Source organism: Methanolobus sp. WCC4 (assembly GCF_038022665.1).
Lineage (GTDB): Archaea > Halobacteriota > Methanosarcinia > Methanosarcinales > Methanosarcinaceae > Methanolobus.
Window position 1 is genome coordinate 1,803,654 of sequence record NZ_CP150629.1, and the last position, 17,644, is coordinate 1,821,297.

The 17,644-nt window shown below is 44.8% G+C and carries 15 protein-coding genes; 6 read left to right on the forward strand and 9 right to left on the reverse strand.

All coding sequences use genetic code 11. The features are described 5' to 3' along the window. Positions 1-2: 2 nt before the first annotated feature. Positions 3-1,019 (reverse strand): potassium channel protein, encoded by a 1,017-nt coding sequence (locus V7O63_RS08665; RefSeq protein WP_340818047.1) that lies wholly within the window; start codon positions 1,017-1,019, stop codon positions 3-5. Between the two features lie 47 nt (positions 1,020-1,066). Continuing rightward, on the reverse strand, positions 1,067-2,824 hold the full coding sequence (locus V7O63_RS08670) for a site-2 protease family protein (RefSeq protein ID WP_340818048.1): 1,758 nt from the start codon (positions 2,822-2,824) through the stop codon (positions 1,067-1,069). A gap of 512 nt (positions 2,825-3,336) precedes the next feature. On the opposite strand from V7O63_RS08670, the gene ftsZ reads away from it, so the two are divergent. Both ftsZ and V7O63_RS08680 read left to right on the forward strand, forming a co-directional pair. Beyond that, the gene (gene ftsZ / locus V7O63_RS08675; RefSeq protein WP_340818049.1) at positions 3,337-4,536 is read left to right on the forward strand and encodes a cell division protein FtsZ; all 1,200 of its coding nucleotides are present in this window, start codon (positions 3,337-3,339) and stop codon (positions 4,534-4,536) included. Between the two features lie 91 nt (positions 4,537-4,627). After that, positions 4,628-6,109: a dihydropteroate synthase-like protein gene (locus V7O63_RS08680; RefSeq protein WP_340818050.1), complete on the forward strand. Its 1,482-nt coding sequence runs from the start codon at positions 4,628-4,630 to the stop codon at positions 6,107-6,109. A gap of 35 nt (positions 6,110-6,144) precedes the next feature. Here the strand turns inward: V7O63_RS08680 and V7O63_RS08685 are convergent, their stop codons facing one another. From V7O63_RS08685 to V7O63_RS08695, 3 genes are read right to left on the reverse strand one after another with little or no spacing between them, the layout of a single operon-like run. After that, positions 6,145-7,914, reverse strand: a complete 1,770-nt coding sequence (locus V7O63_RS08685; protein ID WP_340818051.1) for a HEAT repeat domain-containing protein — start codon at positions 7,912-7,914, stop codon at positions 6,145-6,147. Continuing rightward, positions 7,911-8,783, reverse strand: coding sequence for a hypothetical protein (locus V7O63_RS08690; RefSeq protein ID WP_340818052.1), 873 nt, complete (start codon positions 8,781-8,783; stop codon positions 7,911-7,913). The genes V7O63_RS08685 and V7O63_RS08690 overlap by 4 nt, the downstream gene beginning before the upstream one ends. After that, positions 8,780-9,352: a hypothetical protein gene (locus tag V7O63_RS08695; protein WP_340818053.1), complete on the reverse strand. Its 573-nt coding sequence runs from the start codon at positions 9,350-9,352 to the stop codon at positions 8,780-8,782. The genes V7O63_RS08690 and V7O63_RS08695 overlap by 4 nt, the downstream gene beginning before the upstream one ends. Before the next feature lie 365 nt (positions 9,353-9,717). Between V7O63_RS08695 and V7O63_RS08700 the strand changes: the two genes are divergently transcribed. The 3 genes from V7O63_RS08700 to V7O63_RS08710 all read left to right on the forward strand — a co-directional run bounded on the left by V7O63_RS08700 (position 9,718) and on the right by V7O63_RS08710 (position 12,831). Beyond that, the gene (locus tag V7O63_RS08700) at positions 9,718-11,199 is read left to right on the forward strand and encodes a response regulator (protein ID WP_340818054.1); all 1,482 of its coding nucleotides are present in this window, start codon (positions 9,718-9,720) and stop codon (positions 11,197-11,199) included. A 122-nt stretch (positions 11,200-11,321) separates the two neighbouring features. Next, positions 11,322-12,284 carry a methenyltetrahydromethanopterin cyclohydrolase gene (mch, locus tag V7O63_RS08705; protein WP_340818055.1) on the forward strand — a complete coding sequence of 321 codons (963 nt, stop codon included), beginning with the start codon at positions 11,322-11,324 and terminating at the stop codon, positions 12,282-12,284. A gap of 73 nt (positions 12,285-12,357) precedes the next feature. Further along, the gene (locus tag V7O63_RS08710; RefSeq protein WP_340818056.1) at positions 12,358-12,831 is read left to right on the forward strand and encodes a DUF2124 domain-containing protein; all 474 of its coding nucleotides are present in this window, start codon (positions 12,358-12,360) and stop codon (positions 12,829-12,831) included. Positions 12,832-13,186: 355 nt separating this feature from the next. Here the strand turns inward: V7O63_RS08710 and V7O63_RS08715 are convergent, their stop codons facing one another. Then, positions 13,187-14,209 (reverse strand): class I SAM-dependent methyltransferase family protein, encoded by a 1,023-nt coding sequence (locus V7O63_RS08715; RefSeq protein ID WP_340818057.1) that lies wholly within the window; start codon positions 14,207-14,209, stop codon positions 13,187-13,189. A gap of 110 nt (positions 14,210-14,319) precedes the next feature. Here V7O63_RS08715 and V7O63_RS08720 point away from each other — a divergent pair, with 110 nt between their 5' ends. After that, complete coding sequence (locus V7O63_RS08720; RefSeq protein ID WP_340818058.1) at positions 14,320-15,060, forward strand: ArsR family transcriptional regulator; 741 nt, start codon at positions 14,320-14,322, stop codon at positions 15,058-15,060. A gap of 22 nt (positions 15,061-15,082) precedes the next feature. Here V7O63_RS08720 and V7O63_RS08725 read toward each other — a convergent pair whose 3' ends face one another. The 3 genes from V7O63_RS08725 to V7O63_RS08735 form a co-directional block, all read right to left on the reverse strand. Continuing rightward, a complete protein-coding gene (locus tag V7O63_RS08725) occupies positions 15,083-15,769 on the reverse strand; it encodes a DUF2110 family protein (protein WP_340818059.1) in 687 nt (228 codons plus the stop codon). Between the two features lie 13 nt (positions 15,770-15,782). Then, positions 15,783-16,364, reverse strand: a complete 582-nt coding sequence (locus V7O63_RS08730; RefSeq protein ID WP_340818060.1) for a helix-turn-helix domain-containing protein — start codon at positions 16,362-16,364, stop codon at positions 15,783-15,785. A 109-nt stretch (positions 16,365-16,473) separates the two neighbouring features. Beyond that, the gene (locus V7O63_RS08735; protein WP_340818061.1) at positions 16,474-17,628 is read right to left on the reverse strand and encodes a tRNA (guanine(10)-N(2))-dimethyltransferase; all 1,155 of its coding nucleotides are present in this window, start codon (positions 17,626-17,628) and stop codon (positions 16,474-16,476) included. Positions 17,629-17,644 lie beyond the last annotated feature (16 nt).

Below are 17,644 nucleotides of genomic sequence, written 5' to 3' on the forward strand. Positions count from 1 at the left end.
CTTCACCCCATGTGTTGTGTCAACTTTTTCAGGTGAGACAGTTGCTCAGTGTAGCCTATTGCAAGCAGGACGGAATTATCCTTAATGACATCATCAGGTCTGATAAAGAATGTAAGGCTGCCTCCTTTCCACATACCAACGACATTGGCGCCAGTCTTTTCCCTGATGGCAGCATTTTTCATGGTCTTCCCTATAAGGGGACTTTTCGGGTATATGGGCAGTTCCACGATGCTGATGCCTTCAAAGAACTCGGTTGCTCCTGTCAGTCTGTTGACAAAGGGATCTGCAGCTTTCCTTCCGATGAATCTTCCGAACATCTCCTTTGGTGAGACGACACTGGTTGCACCGGCATATTTCAGATACTTCTTATTGGACCTGTCCTCTACTATGGCTATTATGTTCAGGTCAGTACTTATATTGCGGGCGGTGAGGATGATATTTGCATTCATCTCGTCCGAACGGTTGGCAATAAGGAACTGTGCTTCTTTGATATTTGCAGAGTTAAGCGTCTCTTCTTCATACACATCACCTAATATGGTATGAATGTTCTTTTTTAACATGTCCCTTACAAGTTCCGGTTCATCCTCTATCAGGATGTAGGGGACATCATTCTCCTTCAGTTCCTCGATAAGTGTTTCTATAAGTCTGTTATAACCACAGATTATTATGTGATCACTTAGTTTCTTCGGAGCCCTTGTGGGTATGTTGGAATGGATCATATTTTCCATCCAGGGTATGATCATAAGGGTGAAGAATACCCCGAAAACAAGAGGGATCCCTGATAGCTGTATGAATACTGCGAAGAATTTGCCAAGATCCGATGTTACTATTATATCCCCGTATCCCACGGTCGTGAGAGTGGTGACCACCCAGTAGAAAGCATCAACAAGGTTCACATGCTGGGTCTGTCCTTCATAGAGCATTATTCTCATGAAAAGAAGCATGTAGAACAGTATGATCGCAAAAGCTCCCATTACAGTTCTCATCAGGGTCTTATGCCAGAGATGCTTTATTTTCATTTGGATCACCACTTTTGTTCGTTCTTATGCCGTGTTGTGGGATGATATCAGAAACCATGTACAAAGTATGGTCCGAATATCATGAACAGGAAAGACATGAGTATCACCACTGCAAAGGTTCCTGTTATGCGTGCGGATATGCTCTCTGCTCTTTCCTCATCTCCTGTTATCCTGAGTATAAGTGCATTCAGGTAGTCCCTGAACACGTGTCCGCCATCAAGGGGTACAGCAGGGAGACAGTTGAAAAGTCCTACGTAGAAGTTCAGCCATCCTATCCACAGGAGTGCATTAGCAAGCCAGAATACCCCTATTCCGAAAGGTTCTGCCCAGCCGACAGGTTCATAGAACTGTGCCAGGGTTCCGCTGAATCCCGGGAATCCTTCTCCTGCAAAGCCTATTATAGGTAGTCCCAGAAGGAGTAACCATCCACCGATACTCATCAGCATCTGTGGTATACTTTTAAATAGTTCGAGATATGCGGTTGCAGGGAATTCTCCAACAGTTATTCCAAGTGACGTAGCAACCTGTCCGTCATAACTTGTGACAACACCAAGGAAACCCTTTGTATCAACATCAGGATGTTGTGTCAGGGTCACATTATATTGCGTCGTACCTTCCGTATCCTCGGTTCCGATGTCAACGATAACCTCCTGTCCGGGTACGGAGGAATTCATTATGGCCTGGAAATCGGTGTATGAACGTATGGGGCTACCATCTATGTATTTAATAATGGTGCCGGCTTCAATTCCTGCTGCTGCTGCCGCCGAATCCTCGACGATGCTCTGGATCGTGATCCCTGAAGGTTCTATGTCCGGGTCTGTGACATCGGCCTCGTAAACGCTTATTACCCGGTCCGACGCTGCATGGACCATTACCGTGGTTCCCGCATCTAGTCCTTCGAGATATCCCAGCATATCGTTTACATTATTTATCGGCGTGTCATCTATCTGTGTGATCACCATGTTCTCCCTGAGCCCGGAGCTGTAGGCGAGACTGTCCTCATGGACATCGACTATCATGGTGTCTCCCAGAGGTGACATTGCACCCAGCACAGGTCCGAACAGTAAAGTGAAAGCTATAAGCGCCACCACGAAATTGGCCATTACACCTGCTGCAAGTATGCGTGCCCTCTGTGTTCGTGTGGCGATCTTCTCATCTGTGTTTATGACCTTCTCTTTGCTTTTTTCTTCGATCCTTTCAGCTTCATCATCAATGATTATTCCAAGGCGTCGGTCCCCGTATGGATCATCCCGGTCATCGAGTTTCTCTTCTTTCTTCCCGAAGAGCTCTTCTTCATCGGGCTCGGCAAAACCACCTATCGGGACCACTGCAAGCAGCACTCCCATGGATTTGACCCTGATGTCCTCTACACGACAGAGTATGGCATGTGAGAATTCATGCACAATGAGGGTCACAACAAGTGCGATGATCCCCCATGTGAGTGGTATGAACTCATTGACACCCGGTATAAGGAAGATGTTCCTTGCCTCGTTGAACTTTCCGGGTTCAGGCATGGAGTTATCTCCAATGGATGACAGCATGGCAATGTCCGATAGTATCACTACTAAGAACATTGCTATCATTCCGATGAACATTAGTCTGATACCTATGTCCGCATAGAGCCGCCAGGCCTTCTTTGGAATGGCAAGCTTGTCCAGAAGTTTCAGGCCATGTGTTGTCCTTATCATCAGGACAGGGCCGTATGTGCTTATGTTATACTTTTGCAGTATACCTTTTCTTTCCAGCAGTATCACAGCCAGCCAGTAAAGGATAAAGAGTGTAAAGGCAATGTTTGTTCCGTCCAAAAAAACTCTCCGACTTTATAGTTTGATCGAATAAGGTTCTAATTCTTTTAATCTGGTATATATGTTTGTCATGTTACGTACGAAAGGCATATATAAATTTTCAAGCAGGAAAATATGTTGAATCGCCGGGGTGCATAATTATATGGTGCTTATAAATATAATAATTTGTTAGGTTAAACTTATATAGTGGTATCTTTAAATGTATAACGCAGACGTATGTCCGCGTTTGTACCTGTTTCTTTGTACATGGGCAGGTTGGATCGGTCGGGTCGGTTGGAATGTTCCAGGAGCAGCTATTTGAGGCAGGTTGTTTTCCGGTGCTACCAATGATGTGACCGAATGTCAATTCCAACTTGCATAAAAGGATAAGTATAAAAAGAATAAGGGAAATATAGCAATTACAGAACTCCGAAACGTTGATAAACGTTGATGAATGGTTACAGTTAATTCGAGCAACAACTAAAAAACAAGTACACTATACCGAAATGCAATATATCCGTGAGGGGATGAAAGTGCAATCAATAGTTCAGGAAGCGTTAAAACACACAGAGAAAGAGAAAGAGTACCGCCGTTCACTAGCTGTTACTGATGATCAATTCGATATCCTTGGGCAGCCAAGGATAATGATCGTTGGATGCGGTGGTGCAGGAAATAACACTATCAACAGACTTTATAACATGGGTATCGAGGGCGCAGAGACAGTGGCAATAAACACTGACAAGCAGCACCTTGACCTTATTCGTGCAGACAAGAAGATCCTTGTGGGCAAGACACTGACACGTGGTCTTGGAGCAGGTGGATATCCGGAAGTAGGTGCCAAGGCAGCAGAACTCGCACGCGGCACCCTTGAGGAGATCTTCAAGGATGCAGACCTTGTTTTCGTTACAGCTGGTATGGGTGGAGGAACCGGTACCGGTGTCGCACCTGTGGTCGCTGAGGTGGCAAAGGAACAGGGAGCTATCGTCGTAGGTATGGTATCCAGTCCTTTCAGGGTTGAGAGGGCAAGGGCAGTAAAGGCAGAAGAGGGACTTGAAGAGTTCCGCCGTGCCGCAGATACCGTTATCGTGCTTGACAACAACAGACTCCTTGAGTATGTGCCTAACCTTCCAATAGACCAGGCATTCTCAGTAATGGACCAGATCATCTCTGAGACCGTAAAGGGAATCACAGAGACCATCACACAACCATCACTCATCAACATCGACTATGCAGACATCAGGGCTATCATGGGCTGTGGTGGCGTTGCAGTTATGCTTGTAGGTGAGAGCAAGAACCAGGACAAGAGCGATGATGTCGTTCGTGCAGCACTCAATCACCCACTCCTTGATGTGGATTACAGAGGCGCAACAGGCAGTCTTGTACACATCACAGGCGGACCAGACCTCAGTCTCAAGGAAGCTGAGGAGATCGCTGCTTCACTCACATACGAGCTCTCATCCAGCGCAAATGTGATCTGGGGAGCACGTATCACTCCTGAGTATGAGGGTAAGGTGCGTGTAATGGCCATCATGACAGGTGTCCAGTCAGCACAGATCCTTGGACAGCCACAGTGCAGTAGTATATCATACGAGAGCGCTCGTGAACCTGCTCAGGCAGAGGCACCACGTCAGTACAGGCGTGCAACAACCCCGGTCAACAGGACAACCCGTTCTGTAGTAGAGCCTATCCATTCAAAGAACAATGGCGGTTCTATAATCGACATTATCCACTGAATTTAAAGCAAGCTGTCCGGTATATGCCGGACATGCCGGTCTTTTCCTGACCGGCAGATATTCTTTTTTACTTTCACTGCTATTTCCACTCATGAATATTCTCATAGCTACAGGCACACTTGCTGAACAGACTGTAAGAAATGCAGTTGGCGACCTTGCTGATATCGTTGTTGCAGATACGAAGGTCGCTGCGTTCATCACCCCTCGCAAATTGCTTGCTGCCATTGATCAGCATGTCGAAGATCCTGACTATGACCTTATTTTCATCCCTGGCCTTGTGGCCGGTGATTTCTCAAAGGCCGAAGCTGAACTCGGATGCAATATAAGACTTGGTCCAAAGCATGCCTATGACCTTGGTTTTGTACTTCCTTTTGTGGGGAAGATGGAGTTCTCCACAGAAGTGCCTGCCTGTGAGCTACTTGCGGATGTCCGAAGGGGGATGGCTCTTGAGAAGGTCCGGGAACTGGAGGATACTGCTGTTGTAACCATGAAACTGGGTGACATGAAGGTGGGTGGCAATTCCCGTATGAAAGTACTGGCAGAGGTTGTGGATGCCACCGGACTCGACCCCGAGGCACTTGCCCTGATGATAAACAGCTTTGAGAAGAAAGGTGCTGATATGATCGATCTTGGTGCATCCCTGCACGCCACTCCTGAGGATGTGCGCCGCGCCGTGAAGATCGCCCGTGATACGACCTCCCTTCCGGTGAGTATCGATACACTTGACCCGGCACTCATCAATGCAGCCCTTGACAGTGGCATAGATCTTGTGTTGAGCCTTGATAGCAGCAATATATCAATCGTTGGTCCACGCATTGCAGATATGGGAGTGCCTGCTGTTGTTATCCCTGATCAGGGTGAGGGCTTTGATAGTCTCATACGGAATATTGAACTCGCCCGTGAGGCCGGAATAAAGAAGGTCATAGCTGATCCTGTCCTTGACCCAATAGGACACGGCATAGGAGGTTCCATTGTCAGGTACATGGAGTTCCATGATCAGAATCCTGATATTCCGGTATTCTTTGGTATCGGCAATGTGACAGAGCTCATTGATGCTGATTCCACAGGTGTGAATGCAACACTCTGTGGCATAGGTGCCGACCTTGGTGCAAGCATTCTCTTCACTCCCGAGTACAGCAACAAGACACAGGGTTCTATCAACGAACTGAAGCGGGCTTCTCAGATGATGATGCTTGCAAGGGAGCGTGAAAGTTCTCCAAAGGACCTTGGTATCGACCTTATCGAGGCTAAAGAGAAAAGGAGACGTACAGATTCCGTTCTCCCTGAAACTTTCGTCCATGCAGAGAAAAGTAAGATGTGGACAGTTGATCCAAAGGGAAGTATCAGAGTTAGTATAATTCCTGAACCTTCAGGAATGAAAGGAGGACAGATCCTTGCCGAACACGACAATGCTTCGATAGTCGGCAATACTGCACGTGAGGTCATGGATACCATTCTTAGAATGGAGCTTGTCTCAAGGATGGAACATGCTGCATATTTGGGTCAGGAGCTTAAAAAAGCGGAACTTGCCCTGAAACTGGGACGAAGCTATTCTCAGGATGATGAATTTTAGAGGACTTTCAGTAAGAAAATAGAAGTGCAGGAAACCTATGTCTCCTGTATATTTTTTAATGCCTGCTCTGCACTCTGTCTTATCACAGGATATTCGTTCTCATCATTTGATATTATGCTGAGAATCCCTATTGCTTCAGGGTCATTGATCTGTCCAAGCGATATAGCTGCTGCTTTTCTCAATTCTGGTGAGTCATCGCTGTTTCCAAGTATCTGGATCAATGGATTTGTTGCTTTTTTGTCTGCAATGATGCCAAGTCCTTCTGCAGCATCAATTCTCACATACAGGTATTCTTCTCTATCCTGCATCAGTTGAATTAGGGTTGGCACAGCCCTGTCATCATTTGTATGTCCAAGTGCACGTGTAATCATAATCCGGGTCCGCTCAGAGGTTTCAGTGCTGAGGGCTTCTATCAATGGATCGGTTGAATTTTCGTCTGCTATGTCTACAAGATTCATTGCTGCAACATACCTGACATCATCATGTTCGTCATTTAGTGCCAGAGGTAAATAGTCAGAGGCTTTTTCGCCAGCTATGTCTTTAAGGATCATTGCAGCTTGCTTCCTCACAGTCCAATCATCATCATTCAGTAAAATATCTGCAACTGGTTCGAAAGCTATTGATAGTTCTTCCTTATCTTCATCCTCGGATCTTCTGAATGCAGACAGGATGCTTAAGCGTACTTCCATATCCTCAATTTCGAGATTCCTGGCCAGAATTTGAATTGCCTCATCCCCGTCAATGTTCATCAATGTCCGTGGAACTCTGGTTCTTACACTTCTTTTTTCCTGTTCATTTTCCAGTATTTTTACAAGAGGTTCTATGGCATCTTTGTTCTCATATCTTCCAAGGGATGAAATAGCAGCTCTTCGCACATCTTCATCTTCTGTTCTGTCTTCTGCAATTTTCAGAAGTGCATTGTAAGCATCCTTTTCTCCTACCAGGCCAAGTGCATAGACTGAGTTAATCCTGACATCAGTGTTCCGCTCATCAAGATTCTCAATAAGCATATCTTCAACAGGCGCTCCTAATTTTTTGAGAGCTTCGGCCGAATTTGTAACAGAAAACTCATATTCTTTATCCAGCATGTCTGTTAAAGGCTCAATTGCCCTCTCATCTCCAATTTCTCCAAGAGCCCATGCAGACTGGCTCGTAATATATTTCGAATCATCATCAAGAGATTCAATTAGCAATTCAACTGCTCTTTCATCTCCAATTTGAGCAAGCGATCTTATTGAATGTTCGCGCATATATTCTGGCTGACTTTGGTTAGCCAGTATGCTCATAAGGGGATCGACTGCTTTTTTATCTCCAAGATGCCCCAGGGCAATAGCTGCTCCTGCTCTCAATGGTTCTTCATCTAACATTTCAATCAGCATATCTGTATGCATCTTACTTCCTACCTTACCAAGATTCTCAGTAGCAAATTCCCTTATCTGGTCGGGTTCTCCATCATCTTCAATAATCTTCAGGAATGGCTTTACAGCTCTGCTGTCTCCTGAATCACCCAGTTTGAAGGCAGCACGGGACCGGTTGTATTCGTTCTCTGATCTGTCTTCCAGAATCTCGATCCATCGTGTAACATTATCATTCTGGTTGTTATCTAATAGGAATCCAAAATGTTCTATGACAGATGAAAAGATAATGGGGCTTTCAGTTACCTGTTTATCACTAATATTACTAACATCAATGGCATCATGTTCATCGGAAGCACAAGCACCTGCAACAATCCCTCCAAAAATAAAAACTGTGATCATTAGCAATGATCCGACAGTTCTTAGTACCGGATAATAAGTTCCTTTCATAGTTCAACCTCCTTTGCGGAGCTATTCTCTGGTATCATTATCTGTTTCTCAACTGTCTTATCATGCCAGACCGCAGTGAGTCTCACAATATATTGTTCTCCTTTTCTTCCTTTGACCACTGCCTGAGCTGGCATATAATTCTCGTCCGAATTCTCTCCTGTACTCAGTTCAATGATCCCGTCAGGAGAGTTATGCCATGTGCTGAATGGACTTTTAGAATATGCAGGAACCACAATGTTCCTTATCTCTGATGAGATCACTTCACCTGTTTCAGGATCTATTATACTCAGGTTCGCTTCTACATTCTCAGCCCTGCCAAGGCCGATGTTCAACACATAAGCATCTATATTGTAAACTTCCAGCTCTTCCTCTGTTGTCATATCGTAATCCAGTTCAACAGAAAGTTCAGGAGGCATGACGTCGACAGTGAAGGATCCTTCGTCAAGAATGATCTCGTTGTTCACAATTCTGATATGGACATTCTGCTCTCCTGTTACCTTATATCCAAGTAAAAGGCTCAGTTTGTTCTCTCCAGGTTCAAGTTTTATCTTGTCCTGTGTTGAGATGTAGTCGCTGTAATGGGACCCACCACTCTCTCTTCCAAAAACAATGAAAGTATCAACACTCTCACCGTCTGCATTTACAAAAGCATTTTCTGTTTCAAGTTTTATTTCAACTGGCTTTAGTTCGTTGTTCTGTATGATGACCTCGATCTCATTCATGTGGTCAGTTCTGATAGTATCTACCCCCAGAGTTCGGGGTGCATTTATCCCTGTGATACTGACGTCGACATTGCTGTCATAATGCCACCATATTATGACAGAGATCAGGATGATCCCTAACACAATTAGTGGAAGCTCTTTTCTCATCTGTTCTCACCCCTTATCTTTTCGGTCAGTGAGATGCAGTTAGTCAGCCCGTATTTCTGCTTGCTGATAATGCCTTTCCTTTCAAGATTGGACAGGATCCTTGATGTCTTGGCCTTGGAGAAATCGAGACGATTGACAAGCTCGTTCTGGAGCATCTGTCCGTCGTTATCCACAATTGTACGGACGGTCCTTTTCTCATCTCCTTCAAGAGCCATGAGGAGGACCTGTTCCATGTTCTTTGAAGGTGCAGGTATGATCCATTCCTCTTCGTTGTGTGGTATGGTGTCAGGGATCGCAGTATCCATTGGTGAGGGTACCTCGTGTGTAAAAGGACGGATGTTCAGGCTTGTCAGTATCTGAAATGCTGCCATTCCTGAGAAAAGACCGCACAGTAACAGCATGTAGGCTTCACCAGTCGTATACGAATAAGGAATCTCAATGATCTTAAAAGATTCACCTTCTATCTGTATGACCACAGGTGCTTCCTGCAGGAGGGTACTTACAGCAACAATGCCTGCAAGGATGACAATCCCTGTTGCGAATATGAGTCTGGTCCTTTCTCTTATCAAATGATCATCTCACTGTTGATAGTTGACACGAGGGATGAAACAAATGATATATCTTGACCGCAACAGGTTGTAAATTCGTTGCATAATATTGAAACCACTGTTGCAAGCTATGGATTCTTGATAGCAGATCATTCCTGGTCTTTCCTGTCCTGATATCTGTAATATTCAATGACCATACATTTCTGTAATATTCAATGACCATACATTTATTTATACTATAATTTAATTATTTCCCAATGTTTACTGGGACGGTTATATTCTTTTGTTATTCATACTTGGAGAGTATGCTTCTTTTTAGATCACTGAAATACTGGTTCAAATAATTAGACATCTTTATATAAATGTAGATTTATATTCTAGGTTGAATGACGGCAGCTAAACACAAGATCCTTATTGTAGACGATGAACCGCTGAACGTGGAGTTACTCTCAGTTTATCTGGGGGAGGATGAATATGACATAGTAACTTCTTACAATGGTAAGGATGCACTCGAAAAGGTCAAAACCGAACATCCTGATCTCATCCTTCTTGATGTTATGATGCCTGAGATGGATGGCTATGATGTCTGCCGTGTGATCCGTAATGAGTTCAAAATGGATTTCATTCCTATTATCATGGTCACTGCACTTACTGACAAAGCCGATCATCAGAGAGGTATCGATGCCGGAGCAGATGAGTTCCTGAAGAAACCCGTGGGAAAGTTCGAGCTTGACAAGAAGATAACCTCCCTTTTGAGGATAAAGGAGCAGCATGACACGCTTCTCACAGAGAAGAACAAGGCCTATCAATATCTGGACTATGTGGGTGTACTGGTTGCTGTTCTGGACCTTGACCACAAGATAGTCCATATCAACAAGAAAGGCTCTGATTTCCTTGGTTACAGTTCTGCGGATCTGCTGGGAATGGAATGGGTCGATTCCTTCATCCCTTATGACCTGGCAGGCGATATACATGACCACTATAACAAACTTGTCTCAGGTACTGAGAAGGCCTATGAATATTATGAATTTCCAGTCATTATAAGCACAGGTGAAGAGAGACTCTACAGGTGGTACGATTCTCCTTTGCTTGACGATTCCGGTAGCACGGTCGGCATCCTGGTATCCGGCGAGGACATAACTGAAAGGAAGGAAGCTGAACTGCAGTTAAAGGAATATGCTGCCGAACTGAAACGCTCGAACGATCTTAAGGACCTGTTCACTGATGTCATGCGGCATGATCTCCTGAACCCTGCAGGTCTTATCAGATCATTTGTGGAACTGCTGCTTGAAATGGAGTCAGATGAGAGCAAGAAACGTTTGCTATCAAATGTGAATCATTCAACTGAGAAACTCATCAGTATGATAGAGGATGCAGCACATCTCGCAAAACTGGAATCCGTTGACGATATAAATTTTGTGAGGATCGACATTGCTTCGATGCTAAAGGATACTATTGACAGTTTTATGCATCAGGCCGGTGAGAAGGGTATGGATATCAGGTTGGATCTGAAGGACGATTCACATGCTATTGCAAATCCTATGATAGAGAGGGTGTTCGTCAATCTGTTGTCCAATTCCATAAAATACAGCCCCGAAGGCAGTATTGTGACCATAGATGTTGTAGGTCATGGGGACAAGCTGAAGATAAGTTTCACTGATCAGGGCGATGGGATACCTGATCCCAGTAAGTCAGCGGTCTTTGACCGTTTCAAGCGTCTTCACAAGGATGACATACGCGGGACTGGTATTGGTCTTGCCATCGTGAAAAGGATAATGGACCTGCACAAAGAGGATATCGGTGTGACGGACAATCCTGAAGGCAGGGGCAGTGTTTTCTGGCTGACCCTCAAGAAGGGATCTTTATAAGTTCATTTTTTTATTTTCAGATCATTTTCCTTTTCAAAACAGCCATACAAGTACCCTGACTTCGTTAACTATATATTCTCCAGTGCCTAATGTCACTCGATCAACAGCTTTAGAGTGATATCATGATAAGTGTCAACGAAAAGGGATTAGCTATAATCGATGAAATGCTTGACTGGGAAGAGGAACTTAAGGTCCAGTCCACAGAACTTGATAACGGTGCTACAGTAATTGACTGTGGTGTGAATGTAGAAGGTGGATACGATGCAGGAATGTATCTTTCCCGTCTTTGTGTTGCAGACCTTGCAGACCTCAGCTACACCAAGTTCGACCTTGACGGTCTTCCAGTACCTGCTATCCAGGTAGCTACCGACCACCCGACCATCGCATGTATGGCATCCCAGTATGCAGGATGGAGAATCGCAGTAGGTAAGTACTTCGGTATGGGTTCAGGTCCTGCAAGGGCACTGGGTCTTAAACCAAAAGAGCTCTACGAAGAAATAGGCTACAAGGACGATTCCGAGTTTGCAGTCCTTGTTATGGAATCCGGCGAATTGCCAAATGAGGAAGTTGTCGAGTACATCGCAAAGCACTGCAGTGTCGACCCGGAGAACGTTTACATCGCTGTTGCACCAACAGCTTCAATTGCAGGATGCGTACAGATCTCAGCACGTGTTGTCGAGACAGGTATCCACAAGCTCGAATCCATCGGATACGACATCAACACCATCAAGAGCGGTTTCGGTGTAGCTCCTATCGCACCTGTGGTCGGTGACGACACAAAGTGCATGGGTTCAACCAACGACTGTATCATCTACTGTGGTGAGACCTACTACACCGTCGAGCACGGAGATGCTGAGCAGCTTGAGGAGTTCGTCAAGAAGGCACCATCCACAACCTCTAGGGACTTCGGTAAGCCATTCTACACCACCTTCAAGGAAGCAGAGTTCGACTTCTTCAAGGTAGATGCAGGAATGTTCGCACCAGCCAAGATCACAGTGAACGATACCAAGACCAAGAAGTCCTTCACAAGCGGAAGGATCAACCCTGGTATTCTCCTGGAATCCTTTGGCATAAAAGAAGTCTAAACTCTCTCACATACTCAAATAATACCGATACAACCTTAAAGGTTGTATTACTTTTTTCCTTTTGGAGATAGTTATGGAGATCATAAGCACTTCAAAAGGTATCGGTGGCCAGCTTACAGAATTCAGGAAATTAGTTAACGATTCTAAAAGTATCACATTCATCGGAACCGTAGGTTTCTGCACACCGTTTGCCGAACTCATGGCATTCGTTCTCAGAGGTACTGATAAAAAAGTCGTGTTCCTGCCTGACCTTCGTTCAGATGAGGCACGCATGATAGTCCCTTCATCCCATGGAATGCAACTGGGAGACAAAGCAGACCCTTCTGCAGATACTGTTGTCCTCCTGGGTGGACTGGCAATGCCTAAGATTGGTGTCGAACCTGAAAAGATGAAAGTGCTTGTCGATGATCTGTTGAAGGATGCTGAAAATAAGCTCATCATAGGTGTCTGCTTCCAGTCAATGCTGATAAATTGCAACTGGCCCGGGTTCATTGATTTCGATTACATCATCGATGCAGACCTGACCAACGATGTCAAAAAGCTCTGATATCTTATCTTTCTCTTTTTTTAGCTCGTAGAAATCCTGTTAATTTCAACTTGGAACTTAGCGATTCTTCTGAGCCTTAAACAACTGTATTATTTTAGTAGTCTTCAGGTTAGTAGTAAAGGAACGTGCCGCCTGCGGCGGATGGTAGCCTTGTTCTTTGTAGTCAATGATTTTTGCAGGACTATTAGATACACAAGGACGCAGGTAATGCTGAGTTTGACTGATCCGGGATCATGTATAACTTAAACCATCCCGGAGGGTCCGGCGAAGCCGGCACGGCCCGAAAAGATGACACATATCTTTTACTTTAGCTCTTTTTCTGAATGGTGGTAGTAAAAGCCCTGACTTTTTACCTTCAAGTGATCCGGGCATCCACGACAACATGCCATACGCCCGGTGAATATTTCTTGATCTTTCTGCATTCCAGTATCTCAACATCTCTGCCGGCCTTTGATGCAGCCTGTCGGATACGTTCCGCTGGCCTTGTAGAAATAAGGCTTTCAGGAGTTGTCTCATGGTAATGAAGGATACCGCCACTCTCTTTCAGGGCAGCTATTCCCTGATCCAGGTAATGGTGTGTGGTATTCACGTAGCCCATTAGCACCCTGTCAGCAACACCTTTTGGTGTGAGTTCTGCACAGTCCCCATTCAGTGCATCAACTATGTGTTCCACATGGTTAAGTGCTATATTCTCCTGAAGATATGCGTAAGATCCGGGGTTGATCTCAATGGCAATTATCTTTGCAGGCTTTGCATGGACTGCCATGGGAATAGTGAAATAGCCGATGCCAGCGAACATGTCAACGATAGTCTCATTGGCACCTATGTTGCTCATGAGGGCTTTCTCATGCAGGTTCCCTTTGGAGAACATCACCTTTGTCACGTCGAGTTTGAAGAGGCAGCCGTTCTCTTTATTTATGGTCTCTGTCCTGTTCCCGATGATCACTTCCCTTTGAGGTAGCCTGAACTGTCCGCTTATTCCCAGGTCACGCACCACCGTATCGCATGAAGGATACATCTGAAGCAGTGCTTCAGCAATTCTTTCTTTCAGGTGCCCTATCTTTGGGTCTATGGTGACGACCATCACTTTTCCAAGTATCTGCCATCCTGAAGGTAAGAGGTCAAGTTCCTCATCCGGAATACTTCCTTTCATCCTGTCTTCAAGTGATTGCCATTTGTTGTAGAACACTGGGTCTTCCTGATCGTATGTCTCAAACTCCTCGATGTCCTCTGTAACTGGTATTTCAAGGAAGCGTACCTCAAGCCCGATCACCCTGATCCTCCTGCCGGGGTCAAGCTTTCCCGAGTCGGCGATCATGAGCCTGATATTCTCTGCTTTTTCTATTGGTACACGGATAGCTTTTTTAAAAGATCTCATTATCTCACAATTTTCTGATCATATTGGCCTTATAGGCTTTGACTGTCGTTTTATAACTCATTCGTTAAACAGCGAACATTTAAATATATTGCTGCAATATTCAGTATTGCATGAACAACGGAGACAATACGGCCATTTTTTCCACTGATGTTGGGGTTATTGCCCTTAATGGTTCTGTAAAGATAAAGATACTTGAGTTCCTTAAAGGTGGCTGCAGGTCCTTCGATGAGATCGTTCAGCACACGGGCAAGGCTAAATCCACTATTTCTGTTCATCTCAATGACCTTAAGACACAGAGCCTTCTTGAAGAGGCGGTCGATTGTAATGACAAAAGGAAAAAGGTCTATTCATTGAAGTGTCAGTACGTTGCATGTTCGCAGGAACCGGGCATGAAGCATTATATGGAAATGCTCGATCTGATGAGTTCCAATGAAGTCAATTCCTTTGGTTGCATCAAATGTCTGTTCCATGCTGTGCAATATGGTTTCCGTGCCCATGGTGTTAACTGCGATCCTATTATGAGAAAGATAGGAAACGATGTAGGTGCCAGCATTTCCAGGAACTTCAGCTCCACTGATATGGGCAGTATCATTGATGAGATGATGGACTTCTGGGAAGATCACGATATAGGAAGTTTCACGATCTTAAGCAAAGACCCGATAAGGATCGCTGTTCATAACTTCCTCGATTGCAGGTCCATACCTATCGAGGAAAAAACATTATGTTCTTTTGCCCAGGGGGTCTTTGAAGGTATCTTCAGGGAAAAGCTGGGTATGGAATGCGTGATGCAGATGCTTGGCAAATGCGATGACAACTGCGATGCATGCCATTTCCAGATGGTAGTACTCTGAACGTATAAATAATGGATATTTTTCACTTCTGGGTTCTGATAACCCCAAGCTCACCTTTGACCAACCTTCCGATGGCGGCAACAATGCCTGGTCCATCTGTTTTCTCCCGGCAGGTGATCATGTGCTCCATAAGTCCAAGTCTTTCTATGCCATATATATCTCTTGAATGACCTGTCTTTTTGATGGCAGCTTTAAGTTCAGAACGTGTAACTGAGTTAGCTATTACCCTGTCCTGCTCTGATTTCTTCCAGCTCCACCAGATGTCTGCCTGTTCCTTTGTGAAAGTACCCTGTTTGGCTTTCTCATCTGTGATCTCGATCTTCACAGGCAGGTGCCTTATGAGGCCAAAACGTGTGGCTATCTGTGCAGCAGTCCCACTTCCGAGTATCGTGAGAGCCTTTTGCGGGATCGTTACAAGGGTTCCCACATCCACAACGATCTCTTTATCGTGTATCTGACGTATAACGCCCATATAGGTCTCATTCCTGGTAAGCCCTTTAACAGGTGTCCCGAATTTCTGGATGAGGAAATTGGATGCGAATTCGCTGTCCTCTCCGTTGATATCCACAACTATCCAGTTATCATCCGATACTGAGAATTGTGCAGAGGCATCCAGTTCATTCAATTCATTATTGATAAGGACTTCAGCAGAATGCAGTGCACGTTCCTTATTTCCATAAACATTCAATAATAGTTTAACAGTGACCATTTTATTATCCTTTCTATTGTTTCATAACCGTGTCAAAGATGTTCTGTATCTCGCTGAGCTTATCCAGACCTTCATCATCGATAAGGTCTTCATTCTTCTCTATTGAATTTAAGAGTAACTGGATATCCCGGCTAAAAGGACCGATCTTCATCTTCATTTCCTGCGGTTCTGAACTCTTTTTGAAAAGATCATCATATGTGGACACTATCTGTTCATGTAACCTGTTAATATGGTCTCTTGTGAGCTTCTTCTCATCTTCCGAGGCTTCCGTCTCCTGCGCGTCTGGATCATCACCTTCGCTTCCTTCGACACTTTCAGGTGATTCTCCTTCGATGGCCATTATCAGGCTCTTGAGAGCGTCAACTACCCGGAATCCATGATCGGTAAGCTCTACATATTTGACACGTCCTTCAACTGTGAACTTCACAAGGCCGTGTTCTTCCATTTTAGACAATATCTTGGTCGTATGGGCAAAAGTTGAATTGATCTCTTTTGTGATCACTGATGCATACGTTTTTTGAAAGGACCATATAGCCAGAAGGGCAAGAGTTGGTTTCTCCTGTAAAAAAAGTTGTTCAGCATATTCTTTCGTCATAATATATCCCCTTTACAAGCAATTTGAACCCTTTTGTTTGAAAATGTATCATAATACCGTGTATTATATATTTTAATATATATCATTAGAATAAAAATAGTATATATTTCTATCGGATATTCAAGATAATTCTCTCGATATCCGTAATATTTGCATTCGTTTTGAAGGAAGTGCCGCTGAAGTGCGTCCTTGATGCAAGGAAGCCATTATCCCTGATTTCCTGTATCAACCTGTCAATTCCGGAAGCCGATACCCCAAGCTTCTTACATATCAGGTGCTGGTCATAGAACATGGGTATATCGAGTTCGTCCCTGCAGAATTCAAGCATCTTTATTGCCATCTGGCTGGTGCCACTGTTGCGCTCCTCCAGCTCGGTGATAGTATTGCTACAAAAATCAGGATCATGCAGTTTTCCGAGCCACAAAGGACCAGCTATTATGTTCTCTCCACTACAGTTGCTGCAATTCTTCTCAATAGGTGCAGCAAGTCCGTTGATCGCTTCCCGGTGACCGCATGCAGGACAATGGGCAATGAACCCCATATCCTTTAACATCTTATCAGCCCGCTTTGCACCTTTTCTGATCTCAAGATATGTGCGAACGTAGTGTCTTGTGGCATGTGACAGCAGAGGTGTCATGGCTTTATCATGGAGTGAGAGTTCCCTTGCTACCCTTCCGAGAAGTATGCGCACTCCCATCTCACTATGGAACTCATTGTTGAATGGTATGGCTGCATATTTCCTGATGCCTGAGTTGAGGTGTGCACCACAAAGAGGTGCAGTATCGGTTGCGGTCACTGCAAGAAGGTTTATGGCGGAACGTGCTGCCGCTGCAAGGAACGGTGCAGGCGTTCCGAATGGGTCAAGGTCCACTATATTGAAGTGTTTCTCATGTAGCAGGACATTCGCGTTCTTATGGCTTGCAATTGCCAGATCTCCGATATCCAGTCTGTCGATGTTCTGCTGTATGAGCCCAACAGCATCCTCGTTCCAGTCATTGAGCGTAGTATGGACACCAAGCTCTTTCGCCAGTCGTAGTCCACGAATTCCGGATGCGGATAGTGCATCCACATAGGTTATGATCTTCTCCGGGTCAGGCTCGATCCCTTCAAGAAAAACAGATGTAGCAGCTATGGAGATATCACGGTTCATCTCCATGGCCGGATTATAAAAAACAGGTGCTGCAGAAGGAGCAAAATTAGCCCCTTCTTCGGGGACGGGAACCAGTACTTCAGTATCTCCTTCTTTAATGGTCCTTACTTTCATCCGGTTCCCTGAATAT